This is a genomic window from Parasphingomonas zepuensis (assembly GCF_036663735.1).
In the GTDB taxonomy this organism is placed as follows: Bacteria; Pseudomonadota; Alphaproteobacteria; order Sphingomonadales; family Sphingomonadaceae; genus Sphingomonas.
The window spans coordinates 672,286-690,340 of sequence record NZ_JAXOJO010000003.1; the positions used below are offsets into that span (position 1 = coordinate 672,286).

The window sequence follows — 18,055 nt, forward strand, 5'->3', positions numbered from 1 at the left end:
ACGTGACGAAAGCTGAGGACGAGCAGTGCCATCACAGCGGAACAAGACCGGATTGCCGCGCTGCGCGATTGTCGTGATGGGGGTGAGCGGTTGCGGCAAATCGACGCTGGTCACCCACCTCGCCGCCATTCTGTCCTGCCTCGCCCTTGAAGGCGATGGTTTCCATGCCGCAGCAAGCATCGCCAAGATGCGGATCGGGCAGCCGCTGGACGATGCTGACCGCTGGCCCTGGCTCGATCGGCTGGGCGCCGCGATCGGCCTGGCCGTGCGCGAGGACGGCATCGTGGTCGCGGCCTGTTCGGCGCTCAAGCGATGCTATCGCGAACGGCTCGAACAGGCGGCGGGCGTGCCGCTGCTGTTCGTGCTGCTCGACGGCGATCGTGCCGAAATCGCGGCGCGGCTCGCCGAGCGCAAGAGCCATTACATGCCGCCAAGCCTGCTCGACAGCCAGTTCGCCGTGCTGGAACGTCCGGCCGCCGACGAGCGCGCCCTCACATTGCATTGCTATGCGCCGGTCGAGGAGCTTGGCCGTGACGTCCTTGCCTGGGCACGAAGCGGCGTGATCCTGGCTGCTGGCTAGCCGCGTTCCCGCCGGTGGGTGGAGCGAAATTTTTTTCCCCTGTTATGGTCAATTTTGTTGGATATTTTCCTGATTAATATCAATAGCTTAAAAGCATTTTTCCCTGTTATTGGATAACAGGGGAAAAACTCAGTGAAAACGGGGCAGACGAGCCTCTTAGGGAACAGTTCTGCACGGGGTCGGGGGCGAGGAATCGACGCTTCACCATGGGAAAGAGCGAGCCGAGGTTTCACCAAACCCGGCCAGTCCGCCGTGCAACGACCTCGATCGCGGTTGAATCGATCAAAACGAAACTTTTCTAACCCTTCCCGCGTGTCTCGCCTTCGTGCGGCCCCGTCTCGCTATGGCATCAGCCGCTTGCGGCCCTGCGACAAATGCCAGCGCATCGCCAGCGCAGCACCGTCCGCATCCCCCGCGCGGATCGCATCGACGATCGCGTCGTGCTCGTCCATCATCGTCCCGATCACCTCCGGGGGACGCGAGCGCGAGATATCGACGCCGGCCCGCAGGATGAGGATCACCTCCTCCTCCAAACAATCGAAGGTCGCAACGAACGCGCTGTTGCCGGTCGCCTCGGCAATGGCGCGGTGCAGCAGCCAGTCCTCAGCATGCGCCGGGTCGCTGGACAGGAGTGCGGCGCGCAGGGCGGCGAGGGCGGCCTCGATCGCCTCCATCTGCTCGTGCGAGCGGCGTTGCGCGGCAAGCCGGGCGGTTTCGGCCTCAAGCACGAAACGGACTTCAAAAGTGCCGAGCGTCGCCGCCAGGCCGTGCATCGGCATGTGCGAGCCGAGCCGTTCCGAGGGACGGCGTTTCACATAGGAGCCTGCGCCGCGCCGCGCCTCCGTAATGCCGTCGGCAGCGAGCCGCACCAGCGCCTCGCGCACGATCGTGCGCGACATGCCGAACATTTCGGCGAGCCGCGCCTCGGACGGCAGGCGGTCGCCGGCCACCAGATCATCGTCGTTGATGATCTGGACGATCGCGGTGTAGGCGCGATCCGCCAGCCTCCCCTCCTGCACGACGGGCCTTTCGATGCCGATGCGGGTGCCTGCCACGATCATATGACGTAGCTGAGCGCCACGACCGCGGCGAGCCCCGCCACCGATATGACCGTCTCCAGCATCGACCAGGTGCGGAAGGTGTCGGCCGTGCTGGTGCCGACATAGCCCTTGACCAGCCAGAAGCCGGGATCGTTGACATGGCTGAAGAACACGGAGCCGGCCCCGATCGCCAGCACGACCAGTTCGGGCGACGCGCCGGAGGCCGCGACCACGCCGGGCATGACGCCGACCGCAGTGATCGTCGCCACCGTCGCCGAGCCGGCGGCGAGCCGGATGCCGACCGCGACCAGCCAGCCGAGCAGCAGCGGCGATATCGAATACATCATCACCACCCGCGCGAGCAGATCCGACAGGCCGGCGCTCACCAGCACCTGCTTCAGGGCGCCACCGGCGCCGATCGCCAGCAGGATCGCCCCGGCCGGGCCCATCGTCTCGAACCAGACCGCATCCTGGATCGCCGCGTCCGTCAGCCGGCGCCCAAACAGCAAGGGCAAAGCGAGGAGATTGGTGACGAGCAGCGCCAGCACCGGATTGCTCGCGGCGGTCAGCCAGGCCGCGTCCTTGAGCCCCGGCGCCAGCTTGCCGAGTTCGCCCGCTGCGATCAGCACGATCGGCAGCAGCACGATGAACAGCGAGACGGCCCGCCGCGGGGGCGTCAGATCAAGCGCGTGATCGCTCAGCACCGGTTCGGTCAGCTTCACGCCGCGCGTCGTGAACTTCGCCAGCACCGGGCCGGCGAGAATGGCGACAGGGATCGCGATAATGATGCCATAGAGCATGGTGAGGCCGAGGCTGGCGTTCAGCGCCTCGACCGCAAGCAGCGGACCGGGATGCGGGGGCACCAGTGCATGGACCACGCCGAGACCGGCCAAGGCGGGCATGATCAGCCGCAGCTTGGCCGCGTCCCGATCGCCATCGTCGGGCATCGCCGCCGCCGCGGCCACCACGATCGGCAACAGCAGCACCAGCCCGGTTTCGAAGAAGAGCGGCAGGCCGATGATGATGGCGATGCCGAGCGTCGCCCAGGGCGCGGCCTTCGGCCCGGTCAACCGCAGCGCGCCGGTGGCCAGCGACGCCGCCGCGCCCGACAGATGCAGCATCGCCCCAAGCGACAGGCCCAGCGCGACGACCAGGCCGGTGCCGCCGACGATGTCGCCGACGCCCTTCTGCACTGCCTTGGCGGTATCCCCGAGCGGCAGGCCGGCCAGGATGCCGACGGCGAAGGCCCCGCACAACAGGCCGATAAAGGGATGAAGGCGGCCCCGGACGATCATCACGATCGCGAGCGCAATACCGGCGATGGCGGCCATCACCAGCCGGATATCGGCGCCGGTCATCGGCAGGGTCCCCACCGCGTCGTGCGGCCGTTCATCGTTACGGGCATTCCCGTCCTCCCCTTTTCCCGCGGTGTCTTCGCCCACGGATCATGTATCATATCTGTAGGACAGGTTTTTGCAACACAGCCGCAAAAAAGGCTTGATCAAGCACTCATTTGAAGAACATACTGAAAGCTGTCCAACCGATTCCGGCACAACCGGGACATGGACCGGACGCGCGGCGAGACCGATCCGCCACAATGACGGGGCCAAAGAGCCGAGGGAGGATGATATGAAGGGCGATTTCCAGCAAGCTCGTCAGATGGCGGCGACACCAGCCGTGAAACCGTGCGCGATCGAGCGCGCGAGCACGCCGGTGCGGCTTACGCCGACTCAGATCAAGGTGATGCGCGGCGTTCGTTCGGGCCAGCTCAACAAGCAGATCGCGTTCGACCTGGGCATCGCCGAAGCGACGGTGAAGGCGCATATGACAGCGCTGATGCGCAAGCTCAACGTGCGCAACCGGACCCAGGTCGCAATCGCAGCGCAGACGCTTACGCTTTACGCCTCCTGATCGTCGGTACGCCCTTCCTCACCGGGTCATGATTGCGCCAGGGCGGCCCGGCTGCTTGCGATCGCGGTTTCGCACCATCCAAAAAAGCCCTCGCAGAATTTCGCGCCCGCTTCGTCGCACTGAATGTCACGCCGCAACGTTGCCAGACCCTTCGTCATCCGCGGAACGTTGCGCGCCAGCAGAGACTTGATGTCCCGCCGCACAGCGGCATCTTCCTCCTGCCGCAGCATTTCCAGATCCAGCTGCAGGATATGCATGAACGAATATTGCGCATGCAGCACGGCGGTCATGGGCCGCAGCATCTCGATCACCACCGGGCTTTCATACAATTGTTCCGGCCGATTGATGACGATCCGGTCGGCGGCTTGGTTGCGGACGCCCATGATGCGGAGTTTCAAATGGGCGGTTTCGTGAACGATCGCCTGTGCCGTCGCCAGCGGGCAATCGACCGTAAGGGCGATGACGCCGGGCCGGGTATCGACCGAATGGCTGGATGACCGCAGCGGCCCACCGCCGACGGGATCGGTGAATGGCTGGATGACCCGCACGATCTGCGGCCATTGCGCCGCCATGGGGGGCCAGCGCCCGACATAATCGATGGCACGCGCCAGCACCTCGGGGGTGCCGGCTACCGCCACATAGGGGGGCGACGGCATAAGCGGGCCTTCGCACGACAACGTCACCCGCCCGTCGCACACCGTCGGCCCCGGTTCGGGCGACGTCGTGGATGCGCGCGAGGCCCGATCGAGCGCCAGCAGAGTCGCCGTGTCCTTGCCGTCCGGCTGTGGCTCGCTCATCCGGGCCCAGTCGATGCCCGAGCTCATTCCGCCGCCACGCGCGGCACTGGTGCCTGTTCCGCCACGAGCATGGCAGCGGAGATTCGATGTGCACGACCCGGCTCGAGCGTCATGCCGAGCATTGTCGCCATCGCCTCGAGCGACCCGAAGCGCCGGAGGGCGCGATCGCTGGCGAGCGGGACGATCGACCGCCCGAGCGCGGTGAGGCCGGCGACGATCGCGTCGCGGGCCGCCCCGGACAGGGCAAGCAGCGGTTCGGGATCGACCAGAACGAGATCATAGCGATCGGCCGCCTCTCGCCACCCGCTTGCCTCGGCCATCCAGTCGGCCTCGACGATCATGGCCCGCCCCTCGCCCAATCGGTCCCGCGCAAGCGCGGCAGCGGCCCGATCAGCTTCCATCCCGCAGATGCGCAGCGACGGCCTGCTCTGGGCCAGCAGTTCAAGGAGGAGTCCGTTGCCGCAGCCGAGATGAATCGCCGTTTTCGATTTCCGGATCAGCGCCGATTGCTCCCACAGGATGCAGCTCCAGCGCGACCGCTGCGCGAACCGGGTGGCGAAACCCGCGGCGACGTGACTGTCGTCCGCCACTGCGAGGTCGCCGGCGCCCGGCAGGGCGCGCACCCGATCCGGCATCGTCGGCGCGGCGAAGATCGACGACAGGCCGGCGGGTGCCCCTTCGGGCACGAGCGCGCCGCTGGTGACGGGAGGCGGCGGCGGGCTTTGCGAGTCCGACAAATGGATGAAGCGAAACGCGCCGGTTTCCACCTGCGCCACGCCAGCGGCAACCGAGGCCCTGGCGCGCCACTGGACCATGTCCGCTAGCCAGTCCGCTTCGTCACGCCACCCGAGCGCACGCATCGTCGCCAGAAAATCGTCCGCCAGCTTGTGCGAGGCGGTGCAGTCGGGGCCGCAGGGCAAGTGACGAACGGGTCCAAACCCCATGGCGCCCATCATCACGCCGGTCGCGGCGGGATGATCCGCCCATGCCCGATCCGCCAGCAGCGCCGCCAGCGGATCCGATGCGCCGCCGCGAATCCGGGCGATCCAGGCCTGCGCGCAACAGGGGGGATAGCCGCCGGCCAGTGCCGCCGCGATCGACGCATCCTCTTCCCGCGACAGCCATGCCGCCTCGGATGCAGACTTCGCCACGACGAACGGGAAGGTCATCTGCGTGAGCGGATCGGCGCGATTCCCCGCGCCGTCGCCGATTTCGATGGCGCGCAATGTCGGCCGGCCTGCCTTTCGGGCAAGGCCGAGCGCCTGCAGCCGCTCGACGAATCCGGGCAAGGCCGCATAGGAACACCAGATGACGCCGGCCCCGATCCTGCCCGCGGCGATCAGGTGCAGCTCGGTCTCGACTGCCGCCGCAGCGAGCCTGGCCAGTCTCGGCTCCCAGATCGTCCGGGTGCGCGAACTCGCATAGGACAGCCGGTGCCGTACGGCCTGTGCCGTGACGGCTTCCGCCTGCGTCGCCGACAGCGGGGGCCGCGGCCAGCTCAGCCAGGGCGTCGTCATGCCGATGCCCGGACCTCGCAGAGCGATGCCAGCGACGGATTCGCCCCCATTTCCCACGCCTCGACCAGCGCCCGCTCGATCGCCGGGCGGGCGGGCGACAGGCTGAGCGCGCTCTTGCCCTGCACGGTCATCTCGCTCTCGATATCCTCGAACAGCGCGAACCAAACCGCGCAGTCGGACGATCGCAGGCGCCAGTCGCCAGCGAGCGCAGTGCCCGGGCAATTGCCCTTGCACATCAGGAAGAAGCGACATCCGGCGCAGCCCCCGTCGGCCATCGGCGTGCGGTACAGGCCGAGCTGCCGTTCATAGCCCGGGTTGGCCGCCTGGAGATGGCCGACTCCGTCCTTGGTGGTCCGCCCGCAATTGCCGAGCGAACCGTCGCCTTCGACCCCGACAACTGCCTGGGTGGCATAGGGATCGCAGGCGTGGAAAATGCACGATGCGTCCCGGTCGTCGCCGAGCAGCAGCGCACGCATCTCGCCGAACAGGTCGAAGGCGATCGAACCGAAGCCGCGCTCGATCGTCCGCATCCGGCGCAATACCGCGATATTCTCGGCATCGCTGAGCGGCAGGCCATCGCCCGCCACCGTATCGTCCTTCTCGAGCGTGTGCAGGCGGACCCGCCTGATCCCGAGCCCGTCCAGGAATTCGAGCCACTCGCACAGCTCGTCCAGGCGGGCACCAGCGTTGATCCGGTTCAGCGTCACGATGATGTTCGGGGGCATGCCTTCGCGGCACAGGGTTTCGATCAGCGCTTCGGTGCGCGCGGTCGCGCGGCGAGTCGCTGCGAGCGTGCCCGCCCACCGCGCATCGTTGAGCGGGCCCGGCCCGTCGATCGAAATGCCGACGCGGACATGGTAGGTGCGGAACAGATCGATATCGTCCGGTTCGACCAGCGTGCCGTTGGTCTGCAGGCCGGTGCCGCCGTGGCGATCGAGCCCCAGGGCAAGCAGGCGCTCGATATCGCGGCGCGGCGTCATCATGATCTCGCCGCCGAACAGGCTGAACGGCTGCCCGATATCGGCAAGCCGCTCGATCACGGCATCGATATCGTAGCCGGCGGGGATGTTGCCGGCGGTACGGACATTCTCCTGATAACAATATCGGCATTTGATATTGCACTTGTCGCCGAGCGGACGGACCTCGACCGTCATGCCGATAGTCCCGCCATTGCGTTCATCGCATTGTGGCGCGGACGATGCAGGGCGTCCCGCTTCGCCTCGGCCGCGTCGTCAATCGCGATGAGATAGCCATGCGGCATGTCGGCACGCCCATCGGCGTCGAAGATCTCGCGGCCACCCTCGGTGACGAGGGTCATCAGCACGCCGTCGATCTCGATCAGGAAGCCGCGGCGGCGCATCTCCCACAACGCCCGTTCGGTGTCGGTGGCGCCGTACCGCCCATCAAGCCGTTCATGGATGGTCACGCGGGAAAATGGCGCGCGCAGCAGATCGAGCACTGCGAGATCAGCGCCTTCAGCGAAGAAATACTCCTGATCGGCGCAACTGCGCGTATCGCGGATCAGCTTCCCGTGTACTGCCTCGGCCATGGTCAGTTGCGGGGTGACACGGCCGCGCTCCCAATGCGAGCGCCATAGCGCGACGGCAGCCTTTAGCGGCGCCAGGTCAGCTTCGCTTGCCGAGGTCGGCGCGCTGCCCTGGAAGAAATAGGCCATATCGGCGAGATCGGCCTCGGGAATATCGAACAGCGCGCCATAGGCGGGCATCGGAACGACGTTGTCGAAACCGATCGTCGCGGCCTGATCGTAATTGGGGCTGAAACGGTCCAGCCGGATGCGCAGGCAGCTGTTGGGCGGCGTAAGATGCTCGAACAGCGGCAATTGCACCGCCAGTCGCGCATAATCTTCCGGCGGCTCGCCCGGAAAGCCGTACAGGATCGACCAGATGGTGCCGACGCCGATTTCGCGACTGTTGCGCAGCAGCTTGAGGTTGGTGAGCGCGCTCACCCCCTTGCGCATGATCTTCAGGACGGCGTCGGACAGGCTCTCGATGCCGGGTTGCAACCAGGTCGCCCCCGCCCGGCCCAGGGCCGTGAGCTGGGCTTCATCCATGTTCGCCTTGATTTCATAGAATAGCCGGCGCGACCTGGCGTTACCGTCCCGCTCGACCAGCTTGCGCATCACGCCGTCGATATGGGGGATGCTGAGAATATTGTCGGTCGCGAAGAAACGATCGATCCCATGAGCGGCGCCGAGCGCCTCGATCTCGTCGACCACCCGCTCCGCCGATTTGGCGCGATAGGCCATGCCGGTCGGGTTGAGGCCGCAAAAGGTGCAGTGATGCTTCTGGCCCCACCAGCAGCCGCGCGACGATTCGAACGGGATCGACGGCCGCACACGCTCCCGCTCGGACAAGCAGGCGAGCTGATCGAAATAATCGGCATAGTCGGGGACGGGCAGCACATCGAGATTGTTGACCGGAACCGCGGCGAGCGCGGCCGGCGCTTCACGGCCGATGCATCCCGGAACGGGCGATGCATCCCCGCTCCCGCGCAACAGACCCTCGACGAAGGGCGCGAAATCGAGCTCCGCCTCGCCGGTGAAGACATAATCGATCTGGGGATAGTGCCGCAGCAGCGTCGCGCCCATCGGCCCGTGGCAATTGGCGCCGCCGAAGACGATCCTGGTCGCCGGCGCGCGCCGCTTAACGCCGGCGGCGATCGCCAGCGAGGCTGCGGTTTGTTCGAACATCGTGGTGAAGCCGACGATCCGCGGATCGTTCTCCAGGATCAGATCGACTGCATCCTCCACGAACGGCGCTGCGATCTGCGCGCGAACGTCGAAAAGCCGCTCCAGCTCCTTGCGCCGCAATGTCTCGTCCAGTTCGGCGCGGTGCAGCGCGATCTCGGCGCGTTGCGGCACCTTGCCGAGCAGCGGCGCAAACAGCCAGTCGCCAGTGAGGAGGTGCGTGGGGATATCCTCGGCGAGCGCTTCGTTCAGGTCGATCCCGATGCGCTCGGCGAAGATCAGGTTCAGGTACAGCGACCTGATGCTGACGTCCCGGTCGCGAAAGGTCGCCTGCAACAGGCCCAGCGCCGGCGACGGCCGGACGACCGACATGACCGGCGCGCAGCACAGGAGGACGTCCATCGTCATTCCGCCGCGACCATCTCGCGCTGGCCCTGCGCCACGCGCATCAGCAAAGATTCGATATGGCCGATCCGCTCGCGCCGCAGCTCGGCCGCGGCGCGGACCCTCGCGAGCAACGCGGGGTTGCCGAACAGGAGATCGCAGGCCGTGCAGATGCCGTCGAAATCCTCACGCCGCAGCGGCGTCTCGTCCTCGGCCGTCACCTGCGCGAGGATCGCCACGGGTCCTTCGAGGCTGATCCAGCGAAACAGGGGATCGGCGGCGGCGGCGCTGATGGCTTCGCCGATACCGTTGCCGTGGATATGGCCGATGGCGAGCGCATCGTGATGCGGCAGGACGCCGCAACAGGGCCGGATGCCGCCTTCATGATCGATCTCCACCGTGTTCAGCACCGACTGGCACGGCCCGCGATACGCATCGGGATGCGCGACCGGCCGATCGACCGCACCGGCCGCGGTTTCAGCCGCCCGGCCGGTGGAGTTCGCCACGGTCTGATAGACCTTCACGGAGCGATCGCCTTCCAGCCCGAGCGATTTCCTGAGGCTGTCGGCGGTGATGATGCTACCGGTTTCGACCACGACCGCGACCCGGACCTTGATGCCCAGCGCGCGCGCCTCGGCAACGGCGTTGGCGATATAGGATTCGCGCACAAAGGCGGCGTGAGCATCGTCGTAGGAGATCGTCACGTCGGTGAGGCCCGCAGCGCGCAAGTCGCTCAATACCGACCGCGCCTTTACAGGCGATTTCGCCCAGAAGGCGCTGGTGGTGATGCTCGTCTTGAGCCCGAGCGAAGCAGCGAAGGCGATACCGTCAGCGACCAGCGCGGGGTGCAGCAGCGGATCTCCGCCGACGAAGCACACGGTATCGAGCGCGGGCGTCCGGCTCGCCTGAGTGATGGCGAGTTCGACGTCAGCGGCGGACAGGCATCCGCCCTTGAACATGTCGGAAGAAAAACAGCAATGCGCGCATCGCAGGGGACACTGAAGTGTAACGTTCAGCACCAGCGTTTTCAGCGGGTTCAGAACCTGTTGCACTTCAGTGCCGGACGGGCCGACAGATAGTCCCATATCTGGCACTCCGCCGCTTCGTCCTGTCCCTGCAGGACGCGCCTTTTCGCAAACCAATGCGGTCTGGAATCAAATGCTGCCTGGAATCACGCGTCCACGTGGAGGATCGCGGCCTGTTTCGGGGCGTCCGCCAAGCCGGGATTCGAAGCCATCTTGGCCTTCAGGAGCGCCAGCGCATCTTCATCCACTTCGATACCCAGGCTAGCGAGAAAAGCGCGGGGATCCTTGGCGACTTCGTCACCACTGGGCGGATTGGCCTTATGTGCGTCGACCGCCGCCTGGGCCTTCGCCAGGTCCACGGTGATTGAGCCTTTCATTCGAACTTCCTTTCCGAAAGCCAGACGTGAGCATCCTAGCGAGGACGGTTATTCACCCATCCGCGTGGATGATCGCCGCTGCCTGCTGACCGTTGGTCGCCGCCGCGAGCTTCGTCTGAAGCAATGCTTCCGTATTGGCGTCGATCTCGATTCCCATGGACGACAGAAAGTCTTTGGGATTTGCGCTGGTCGTCACATTGGAGTTCTGATTCCGGGAATCAATGCGCATGTGCTTCGTCATGGTTCACTCCTCTCATGTTTACTCAAGGTTTGGTACGAGCGGCAAGAGGTGTCGAGTCGCTTAACCTTAATCATTATCTCTATTTTCGTCAAGGAACGTGCCCGCACAAGATATCACTAAGTTATATCCGTTTTGGACACTTGCTATTGCCGCGCGATAATAGAACAGGAATCGAAACTATTCTGCACTGCGGCAAATCGCCTGCATTGCATCATATCTGGAATTTTGCGGAAACGGCGTATCACGCACGGCCGCCGCCGGCCGTGCGCCTTCAATCGCGCGTCGAAAAAGAGAAGCGGCGTCCCCCGGCAAACGCCGGGACGAGAATCGTCATCTCGCTGCCCGTCAGCGATGACCGGAACGAGGGAAAACACGGCGAGACCGCGGGCACACGCCCGCAGCCGGGTCACACCGCCGGCAGCACCGGCTCGCGGCTTTGCGCGCCTTCGGCGAGGATCGCGCGCAGTGACTTGATCGACCGTTCCGGCCGCTGGCCGCCCGCTTCGCTGGCCATCAGGCGCCGCAGCGCGCGGCGAGCCTTGCCGCCGGGAATATCCGCGGGAATGCCGACAGGCCGCATTTCCTCGATCGTGCGATGGCCGATCGCTGCCTGCTGCGCCTCGATGATGGGCTGATCCTGGCCGACGAACGCCGCGTCGATCGAGGCGCGCCAGAAGGCGTCGATCGCCGGATCGCCCAGGCCGTGATCGCGCACGATCGCCCAGTGATAGAGGCTGCGGGTGGCGTCGACCGGGGTGATGTGATGCGCGGCATAGACCCAGATGCCATCGTCCCGCGTCTTGCCGAGCGGCGTGATGCCGACGTCGAGCAACAGATGGGCCGGCGCGTCCCAGCGCATGTAGAGCCAATGATCGACGATCGTATCGAGATCGAGCCCAAGCACGTCACGCAGCACCTGTCCCCAGACGGGCGGCGCGCGATCGTTCGGGCACCAGCGATTGGCCCAGACGGTCGATCCGGATTCGAGCGTTTCGAGCTTGCTGATCGTGATCGCCTCGCTCGACAACAGGCCTTCGTGGACGAACTCCCCGTGAGTCAGGTCGAGCAAATTGTCCGTGATGAGCTCGTAATTCGCCTTCATGTCGATCACGCCGTGCAGCGTCTCGAAGGCCGGATCGTCGTAGCAGGAAAAATCGGGGATCAGTTCCGCATCTGCCGCTTCCGCGACACCCATCCACAGCCAGATGATGCCGTATCGCTCGACGACCGGGTAGCTCGGCACCTTCATGCCCGGCGAGATGGTGCCGCCATGATGAGGATTGAGCACGCATTTCCCGCTGCTGTCGAAGACCATGCCGTGATAACCGCACTGTACGTCGTCACCGATCTTCTTGCCGAAGGTGAGCGGCACGAAACGGTGCGGACACAGGCCGCCGATCGCCGCCGCATCGCCGTTCGTCTTCCGAAACAGCAGGATCGGCTCTTCGCAAATGGTGACGCCGGAAAGATCACTACCGAGATCGCTGGCCCATGCGGCCATATACCAGGTATTGCGCAGATATTTCTTAGCTGCTTCATTCATGGCGGCTCTCCATATACTTGGAATTATATATAGAGTTGCGGATTGATCGGGATATTGTTCTCCCGGCAATAAGTCTCGTAGTGGTTCATGAACCACCACACATCGGCCGTCATGACGAATTCGGCATTCTCGTCATAGAATTCGTTCGCGCCCTGCATCCAGCCGAACAGCTTCGTGCCCTCCGGGTGATCGGTGACCAGGGTGTGCGCTTCGCCCGGGACTTCGTAGATGAAGGAGCCCGGCGTCGCGACCCAATCATATTCGAGATAGCGGGCGCTGCCTTCGAGACACACCATCACGACCGTGCCGCGATGCTTGTGCGTGCCGATGACGCTCGGACCCTTCATCCACAGGATGTTCGAATAGATGTTATTGCGCACGTCGAAGGCGAGATGCTTGATCGCCGCATTCTCCCCGAACGGCACCCAGGGGCTGTCGGTTTCTTCGGCGCCGACGAACTTTCCCTTGGTCCCGCGGGCATCGATCAACGTCTGGAACAGCTCGGGCACGGCGACGATCTTGCGCGCCGTCGATGGCGGGGCGGTCATCAGGATCTCGGTCATTTTTGGCATCCTCCACCTGGGAATCGCCAGCGGTCGGCCTTCTGGTGCGCGATCCGTCCGACGATCCGGACAAGCACCCTTCCTAGCAGACGGGCCAGCCGCCGCCCGGAGATTTGCGCAACGCGACCGGAGCGGAACGCAAAGGTGCCTAGTGCCGTTCGCCCCTGCGCCACGCGCTCGGCGCGACCCCGAAGGTTTCCCGGAAGCAGCGGGTGAAATAGGAGGAATCGTTGAACCCGTGTTCGAGCGCGATGTCGGTGATCGACTCGCCGTCATCGACGGCCAGCCGCTCGGCGGCCCGCTCCAGCCGGCGCTGCCGGATATAGGTACCGGGCGTCATCGCCTGGCCGGCGAACCAGTGCTGCACGGTCCGCACGGCGACGCCAAGCTCATCGGCGATGGTCGCCGCGTTCAGATCGTCTTCGTAGATGCGCGCCTCGACGATCGTTTTCATCCGCTCGACGAGCGATCGCTGCGCATTCGGCGCACCCCTGGCCGAGCTGCGGATGGCCAGCCCGAGCAGATCGAGCAGGATGTTCGCCGAATCCTGCTGCCAGCCCAGGTCGCGGTTCGGCGACGAACGATCCGCCTCGCGCCACAGCGCCCGCGCGAATTCGGCGAAGCTATGGGCGGCGGGGGATGTCGCGGGCGTCGGGCAGCCCAGATGATCGTCCAGCCCGGGCACGCGTTGCTCGAGCGCCGATCGGCTTACATCGAGGACCAATATCTCATGCCCACCAGCCTCCATGCGCGTCGCGTCGGCACTGCTGCAGATCGACAGGTCGCCGGGGCGCAACACGATCTCCCGCCCGAGATGATATTGCTCGCATACGCCGCGAAGCTGCAGATGCACCCGCAGCCGCTCCTCGCTGGCGGGCAGCGCGGCGCGGTGAACGCTGGACCGCTCGGCACGCGCCCGGATCAGCGTGAGGTCGCCGATCTGCCAGCGCTCGAGCGCGCCATCGAACGCGCGGTTCCCGCTGTCGATCGACAGGCCGGCCGAACTCTCCGAGGCGATCATGTTCCAATAATCGAGGCGCAGCGGCGAGTGGACCGAGGCGGTAGAAAAATATTCTATCAATCCGCCCATCTCGCCCGCTCCATCGACTTATCGTTGCGGTCCGCGGGCCGCCATCCCCCGCCTGTTCGCGGGTGGACGGTGGTCCTGGTGCCGTTGTGCCAGCCTTATAGCAGCAAGGGGCGGAATTTTCCGCCCCTTTCCGGATCACCAGACCTTCACGCGTTTCTCCGGCGCCAGATAGAGCTTCTGGTTCGGCTGAACCGCGAAGGCGCCGTACCACGCATCGATATTGCGCACGGTCTGCGCGCGGAACCTGCCGGGCGAATGGCCATCGGTCGCGATCTGCTGGCGCATCGCCTTCTCCCGCGTCTTCTCGCGCCAGCTCTGCGCGAAGGCGAGGAAGAAGCGCTGGTCCCCGGTCAGCCCGTCGATCACCGGCGGCGCCTTGCCGCCCAGCGAAGCATGATAGGCATCATAGGCCGCGGTCAGGCCAGCCACATCGGCGATATTCTCGCCCAGCGTCTGCTCGCCGCTCAGGTGGAGACCGGGCAGCGCTTCATAGGCGTTGTACTGCGCGACGAGCGCCGCGCTCTGTTCCTTGAAATGCGCGAAATCGGCGGGCGTCCACCAGTTGCGCAGCTTGCCCGTCGAATCGAATTCAGCGCCGACATTGTCGAAGCTGTGGCTGATCTCATGCCCGATCACTGCGCCGATCGATCCATAGTTCGACGCGGCATCCGCCCTGGGATCGTAGAAGGGCGCCTCAAGGATCGCGGCCGGGAAATTGAGCGAATTCTGCAACGGCAAATTGACGGCGTTGACCGTCTGGGGCGTCATCCACCATTCGCCCTTGTCGGGCGCCTTGCCGATCTTGCCGAGCTGGTGCCGGTACTCGGCCAGTTGCGCGCGCTGCACATTGCCCAGCGCATCGTTGGCCTTGATCTCGAGCGATCCGTAATCGCGCCACGTGTCGGGATAGCCGATGCCGACGCTCATCGTCTGGATCTTCCGGCGCGCTTCGGCCTTGGTCGCGGACGCCATCCAGGTCAGCGCCGCGACGCGCTTGTCGAAGGCGCCGAGGATGTTCTTCACCATGTTCTGGATGTCGGTTTTGGACGAGGCCGGGAAGAATTTCGCGACGTAGCTCCGGCCGACGGCATCGCCGAGATTGACGTTCACCGCGCTGATCGCCCGCTTGTCGCGCGGACGCGGTTGCTGCGTACCGCTCAGCGTCTTGCCGAAGAATTCGAACGAGGCATCGTCGAACGCCCTGGGCAGCACCGCGGTGACGGTGTTGATATGATGGAAGGCCAGCCAGTCGCGCCACGCCTCGATCGGTTCACTCGCGACCAGCGCCGACAGCTTTGCGGTCGCTGTCGGATGCCAGACGATGAAGTCCTGCTGGCCGGAGAGCCCGGCCGCGCCGAAAAAGGCGTCCCAGTCGAGCCCCGGCGCCTTCTTCGCGAAGTCGGCCCGCGTCCATGGGTTGTTCGCCTTGTGCGGATCCTGGCTCGTCACATAATCGACGTGCGCGTCGCGATCCTGGTCTCCAGCGCCATCACCCGCTCGGCACGTGCGGCGGGATCGCTCATGCCGGCCAGCGTGAAAATCTTCGCCAGATAGGCCTTATAGGCGGCCCGGATCTGCGCCATCTCGGGCTTGGGCGACACATAATAGTCGCGCTCCGGCAGGCCGATGCCGCCCTGGAGGAGATAGGGCACCGTCCTGGCCGGATCGTCGAGCGCCTGAGTCACGAACAGGCCGAACAGATGCTCGGTGTGGTAATTGGTCGCGTTGAGCGGATCGACATCGGCGCGCAGATCGGCGCCCAGCGCCCTGGCCAGCGCCGGCTTGTCGGCGATCGCGGCAATAGCATCGAGCTCGGGCCTGATCGGCACGAGGCCGCGCTGTTCGATGCCGGCCGTATCGAGGAACGCCGTGTAGTAATCGGCGATCCGGCGCTGATCGGTGCCAGCCGCGGCATTGGCCTTGGCGGCCTCGGCGATCAGGGCCGCGTTGCGCCCCTCTGCGACGTTGAACACCTGCAGGAAAATGCCGGTGCTCGACCGGTCGGCCGGGATTTCGGTCTTCGCGCGCCAGCCGCCATTCGCATAGGAGTCGAAATCGTCGCCCGGCTTAACCGCCTTGTCGATTCCGGCCACGTCGACGCCGATCGCGGTGCCAGCGACCGGCGTGGTTGCGCTCTGCGTGCAGGCAGTGGTCGCGAGCAGGGCGGCGAGAAAGATCGTTGGACGCTTCATGAAAAACCCTCTCCAAGGTGTATGAGGCACGAAATACACCTGCGTTTTTGGTAACGCCAGATACCTGTCCGTTCCCGCGCGCTTCCCAATCGCGCCGCCGCTGTCTAGTCATTGCCAATAATGAGGATGCAATCATGAGCGCCCCGGCTCTCGACACCAAGCTATCGCCGGAGAGCGAGACCTTCCGCGCCAATGCAGCGCACAACCGGGCCCTGGCCGAACGGCTGCGCGCCGACGTCGCCAGGGCGGCGCTGGGTGGCGGCGAGAAAAGCCGGGAGCGGCATGTATCGCGCGGCAAACTGCTTCCACGGGACCGCGTGGAGCGGCTGCTCGATCCCGGCTCGCCCTTCCTGGAGATCGGCCAGCTCGCCGCGTGCGACATGTATGACGGCGAAGTGCCGGGTGCTGGCGTGATCGCCGGCATCGGCCGGGTCTCCGGCCGGCAGGTCATGATCGTGTGCAACGACGCGACGGTGAAGGGCGGCACCTATTATCCGCTGACCGTGAAGAAGCATCTGCGCGCGCAGGAGATCGCCGAGGCGAACCGCCTGCCCTGCATCTATCTGGTCGATTCGGGTGGCGCGAACCTGCCCCACCAGGCCGATGTATTTCCCGACCGCGATCATTTCGGGCGGATCTTCTTCAACCAGGCAAACATGTCCGCCAAGGGCATCCCGCAGATCGCCTGCGTGATGGGCAGCTGCACCGCGGGCGGCGCTTACGTGCCCGCCATGTCCGACGAGACGATCATCGTGCGCGGCCAGGGCACGATCTTCCTCGCTGGGCCGCCGCTGGTGAAGGCGGCGACGGGCGAGGTGATCTCGGCGGAGGAACTGGGCGGGGCGGACACGCATGGCCGCAAGTCCGGCGTGGTCGACCATGTCGCCGAGAATGACGAGCATGCGCTGACGATCGTGCGCGACATCGTCTCCACCCTGCCGGAGAATCGCAAGCCCGACATCGCGCTGGTCGAACCGCGGGCGCCGAAGTTCGATACCGAGGAACTATACGGCATCGTGCCGAGCGATGTGCGGGCGCCCTACGACGTGCACGAAGTGATCGCGCGGCTGGTCGATGGCAGCGAGTTCCATGAGTTCAAGGCGCTCTACGGATCGAGCCTGGTGTGCGGCTTCGCGCATATCTGGGGCATTCCGGTCGCGATCCTCGCCAATAACGGCGTGCTCTTCTCGGAGAGCGCGGTGAAAGGCGCGCATTTCATCGAGCTGGCCTGCCAGCGCCGCATTCCGCTGCTGTTCCTGCAGAATATCTCCGGCTTCATGGTCGGCGGCCGGTACGAGGCGGAAGGAATCGCCAAGCATGGCGCCAAACTCGTCACCGCAGTGGCGACGGCGAGCGTGCCGAAGATCACGGTGCTGATCGGCGGCAGCTTCGGTGCTGGCAATTACGGCATGTGCGGCCGGGCTTATAGCCCGCGCTTCCTGTTTTCCTGGCCCAACAGCCGGATCTCGGTGATGGGCGGCGAGCAGGCCGCCTCGGTACTCGCCACCGTGCACCGCGATGGGGAGAGCTGGAGCGAGGATCAGGCCGAAGCGTTCAAGGCGCCGATCCGCCAGAAGTACGAAGACGAAGGCAACCCCTGGCACGCAACGGCGCGGCTGTGGGACGACGGGATCATCGACCCGGCGCAGACGCGCGATGTGCTCGGGCTGGCCTTTGCCACGACGCTGAACGCGCCGGTTCCGGAAAAGGCGTCGTTCGGCGTGTTCAGGATGTAAGCGATGGAATTCGAGCTCGAAGACGGCCTGGTATTCCCAAGGCCCAATGCCGCGACGCTGGATGCGCAGTTGCGTGTCCTCGCACCGAACAGCAGGAACAGCTTCGCGATTCTGACCCTGTCGGATGGCGATTTCATGCAGGCCGCCTGCGAGAGCGATGGCTACGTCATCGAACGGCGATCGCAGAATCCGGTCCACCATTTCCGGGCGGCCAGGCCGGCGGGTGGCTCGCGTTTCACGATCGACGAAGTGATCGCGGCCTTTGTCGCCTTTGCGTACGAACCGGCTCATCCGCCCTTTCTCGTCTGGGAATCGATGGACGATGAGCTCGGAATATCATCGTGACCGTCGA

17 protein-coding genes and 1 pseudogene are annotated in these 18,055 nt (G+C 65.3%); 4 read left to right on the top strand and 14 right to left on the bottom strand.

Annotated features, from left to right (window positions below):
* The first annotated feature begins 25 nt into the window (after nucleotides 1-25).
* Nucleotides 26-580, top strand: a complete 555-nt coding sequence (locus tag U1769_RS14435) for a gluconokinase (protein WP_443030354.1) — start codon at nucleotides 26-28, stop codon at nucleotides 578-580.
* Nucleotides 581-921: 341 nt separating this feature from the next.
* On the opposite strand, the gene U1769_RS14440 is transcribed toward U1769_RS14435, so the two are convergent.
* Both U1769_RS14440 and U1769_RS14445 read right to left on the bottom strand, forming a co-directional pair.
* Nucleotides 922-1,641 (bottom strand): FadR/GntR family transcriptional regulator, encoded by a 720-nt coding sequence (locus tag U1769_RS14440; RefSeq protein WP_443030355.1) that lies wholly within the window; start codon nucleotides 1,639-1,641, stop codon nucleotides 922-924.
* A complete protein-coding gene (locus U1769_RS14445; protein WP_332717608.1) occupies nucleotides 1,638-2,978 on the bottom strand; it encodes a GntT/GntP/DsdX family permease in 1,341 nt (446 codons plus the stop codon). Before U1769_RS14445 ends, U1769_RS14440 begins: the two co-directional genes overlap by 4 nt.
* Before the next feature lie 301 nt (nucleotides 2,979-3,279).
* Here U1769_RS14445 and U1769_RS14450 point away from each other — a divergent pair, with 301 nt between their 5' ends.
* The gene (locus tag U1769_RS14450) at nucleotides 3,280-3,531 is read left to right on the top strand and encodes a helix-turn-helix domain-containing protein (RefSeq protein ID WP_332717610.1); all 252 of its coding nucleotides are present in this window, start codon (nucleotides 3,280-3,282) and stop codon (nucleotides 3,529-3,531) included.
* 26 nt (nucleotides 3,532-3,557) lie between these two features.
* Here the strand turns inward: U1769_RS14450 and U1769_RS14455 are convergent, their stop codons facing one another.
* From U1769_RS14455 to U1769_RS14510, 12 genes and pseudogenes are all read right to left on the bottom strand, one after another.
* Nucleotides 3,558-4,328: an aKG-HExxH-type peptide beta-hydroxylase gene (locus U1769_RS14455; RefSeq protein ID WP_332717230.1), complete on the bottom strand. Its 771-nt coding sequence runs from the start codon at nucleotides 4,326-4,328 to the stop codon at nucleotides 3,558-3,560.
* A 23-nt stretch (nucleotides 4,329-4,351) separates the two neighbouring features.
* Nucleotides 4,352-5,845 carry a hypothetical protein gene (locus tag U1769_RS14460; protein WP_332717233.1) on the bottom strand — a complete coding sequence of 498 codons (1,494 nt, stop codon included), beginning with the start codon at nucleotides 5,843-5,845 and terminating at the stop codon, nucleotides 4,352-4,354.
* Nucleotides 5,842-6,999 (bottom strand): radical SAM protein, encoded by a 1,158-nt coding sequence (locus U1769_RS14465; protein WP_332717235.1) that lies wholly within the window; start codon nucleotides 6,997-6,999, stop codon nucleotides 5,842-5,844. Before U1769_RS14465 ends, U1769_RS14460 begins: the two co-directional genes overlap by 4 nt.
* The gene (locus tag U1769_RS14470; RefSeq protein ID WP_332717238.1) at nucleotides 6,996-8,954 is read right to left on the bottom strand and encodes a RiPP maturation radical SAM C-methyltransferase; all 1,959 of its coding nucleotides are present in this window, start codon (nucleotides 8,952-8,954) and stop codon (nucleotides 6,996-6,998) included. The genes U1769_RS14465 and U1769_RS14470 overlap by 4 nt, the downstream gene beginning before the upstream one ends.
* A 2-nt stretch (nucleotides 8,955-8,956) precedes the next feature.
* Nucleotides 8,957-10,021 (bottom strand): radical SAM/SPASM domain-containing protein, encoded by a 1,065-nt coding sequence (locus U1769_RS14475; protein WP_332717240.1) that lies wholly within the window; start codon nucleotides 10,019-10,021, stop codon nucleotides 8,957-8,959.
* Between the two features lie 86 nt (nucleotides 10,022-10,107).
* Entirely contained in the window at nucleotides 10,108-10,338 is a 231-nt protein-coding gene (locus tag U1769_RS14480; protein ID WP_332717243.1) for a hypothetical protein, read from the bottom strand.
* A 52-nt stretch (nucleotides 10,339-10,390) separates the two neighbouring features.
* A complete protein-coding gene (locus U1769_RS14485) occupies nucleotides 10,391-10,579 on the bottom strand; it encodes a hypothetical protein (protein WP_332717245.1) in 189 nt (62 codons plus the stop codon).
* A gap of 406 nt (nucleotides 10,580-10,985) precedes the next feature.
* Complete coding sequence (locus tag U1769_RS14490; protein WP_332717249.1) at nucleotides 10,986-12,122, bottom strand: Rieske 2Fe-2S domain-containing protein; 1,137 nt, start codon at nucleotides 12,120-12,122, stop codon at nucleotides 10,986-10,988.
* A 23-nt stretch (nucleotides 12,123-12,145) separates the two neighbouring features.
* Nucleotides 12,146-12,685, bottom strand: coding sequence for a 2,4'-dihydroxyacetophenone dioxygenase family protein (locus tag U1769_RS14495; protein WP_332717251.1), 540 nt, complete (start codon nucleotides 12,683-12,685; stop codon nucleotides 12,146-12,148).
* A gap of 148 nt (nucleotides 12,686-12,833) precedes the next feature.
* Entirely contained in the window at nucleotides 12,834-13,775 is a 942-nt protein-coding gene (locus tag U1769_RS14500; RefSeq protein ID WP_332717253.1) for a helix-turn-helix domain-containing protein, read from the bottom strand.
* A 135-nt stretch (nucleotides 13,776-13,910) separates the two neighbouring features.
* Entirely contained in the window at nucleotides 13,911-14,747 is an 837-nt protein-coding gene (locus tag U1769_RS14505) for a M13-type metalloendopeptidase (RefSeq protein ID WP_332717612.1), read from the bottom strand.
* A pseudogene (locus U1769_RS14510) lies at nucleotides 14,739-15,967 on the bottom strand (M13 family metallopeptidase); the annotation flags it as partial. The pseudogene U1769_RS14510 and the gene U1769_RS14505, both read right to left, overlap by 9 nt.
* Before the next feature lie 134 nt (nucleotides 15,968-16,101).
* Between U1769_RS14510 and U1769_RS14515 the strand changes: the two are divergent.
* Both U1769_RS14515 and U1769_RS14520 read left to right on the top strand, forming a co-directional pair.
* Nucleotides 16,102-17,703 carry a carboxyl transferase domain-containing protein gene (locus U1769_RS14515; protein ID WP_332717255.1) on the top strand — a complete coding sequence of 534 codons (1,602 nt, stop codon included), beginning with the start codon at nucleotides 16,102-16,104 and terminating at the stop codon, nucleotides 17,701-17,703.
* 3 nt (nucleotides 17,704-17,706) lie between these two features.
* Nucleotides 17,707-18,048 (top strand): hypothetical protein, encoded by a 342-nt coding sequence (locus U1769_RS14520; protein WP_332717257.1) that lies wholly within the window; start codon nucleotides 17,707-17,709, stop codon nucleotides 18,046-18,048.
* Nucleotides 18,049-18,055: the final 7 nt, after the last annotated feature.

What these genes read in the sequence shown, in the direction of transcription:
- U1769_RS14490 (WP_332717249.1), bottom strand. Translation starts at nt 12,122, where the DNA reads ATGAATGAAGCAGCTAAGAAATATCTGCGCAATACCTGGTATATGGCC.
- U1769_RS14470 (WP_332717238.1), bottom strand. Translation starts at nt 8,954, where the DNA reads ATGGACGTCCTCCTGTGCTGCGCGCCGGTCATGTCGGTCGTCCGGCCG.
- U1769_RS14515 (WP_332717255.1), top strand. Translation starts at nt 16,102, where the DNA reads ATGAGCGCCCCGGCTCTCGACACCAAGCTATCGCCGGAGAGCGAGACC.
- U1769_RS14500 (WP_332717253.1), bottom strand. Translation starts at nt 13,775, where the DNA reads ATGGGCGGATTGATAGAATATTTTTCTACCGCCTCGGTCCACTCGCCG.
- U1769_RS14450 (WP_332717610.1), top strand. Translation starts at nt 3,280, where the DNA reads ATGGCGGCGACACCAGCCGTGAAACCGTGCGCGATCGAGCGCGCGAGC.
- U1769_RS14495 (WP_332717251.1), bottom strand. Translation starts at nt 12,685, where the DNA reads ATGACCGAGATCCTGATGACCGCCCCGCCATCGACGGCGCGCAAGATC.
- U1769_RS14460 (WP_332717233.1), bottom strand. Translation starts at nt 5,845, where the DNA reads ATGACGACGCCCTGGCTGAGCTGGCCGCGGCCCCCGCTGTCGGCGACG.
- U1769_RS14465 (WP_332717235.1), bottom strand. Translation starts at nt 6,999, where the DNA reads ATGACGGTCGAGGTCCGTCCGCTCGGCGACAAGTGCAATATCAAATGC.
- U1769_RS14480 (WP_332717243.1), bottom strand. Translation starts at nt 10,338, where the DNA reads ATGAAAGGCTCAATCACCGTGGACCTGGCGAAGGCCCAGGCGGCGGTC.
- U1769_RS14485 (WP_332717245.1), bottom strand. Translation starts at nt 10,579, where the DNA reads ATGACGAAGCACATGCGCATTGATTCCCGGAATCAGAACTCCAATGTG.
- U1769_RS14505 (WP_332717612.1), bottom strand. Translation starts at nt 14,747, where the DNA reads ATGGCGTCCGCGACCAAGGCCGAAGCGCGCCGGAAGATCCAGACGATG.
- U1769_RS14475 (WP_332717240.1), bottom strand. Translation starts at nt 10,021, where the DNA reads ATGGGACTATCTGTCGGCCCGTCCGGCACTGAAGTGCAACAGGTTCTG.
- U1769_RS14520 (WP_332717257.1), top strand. Translation starts at nt 17,707, where the DNA reads ATGGAATTCGAGCTCGAAGACGGCCTGGTATTCCCAAGGCCCAATGCC.
- U1769_RS14440 (WP_443030355.1), bottom strand. Translation starts at nt 1,641, where the DNA reads ATGATCGTGGCAGGCACCCGCATCGGCATCGAAAGGCCCGTCGTGCAG.
- U1769_RS14455 (WP_332717230.1), bottom strand. Translation starts at nt 4,328, where the DNA reads ATGAGCGAGCCACAGCCGGACGGCAAGGACACGGCGACTCTGCTGGCG.
- U1769_RS14445 (WP_332717608.1), bottom strand. Translation starts at nt 2,978, where the DNA reads ATGACCGGCGCCGATATCCGGCTGGTGATGGCCGCCATCGCCGGTATT.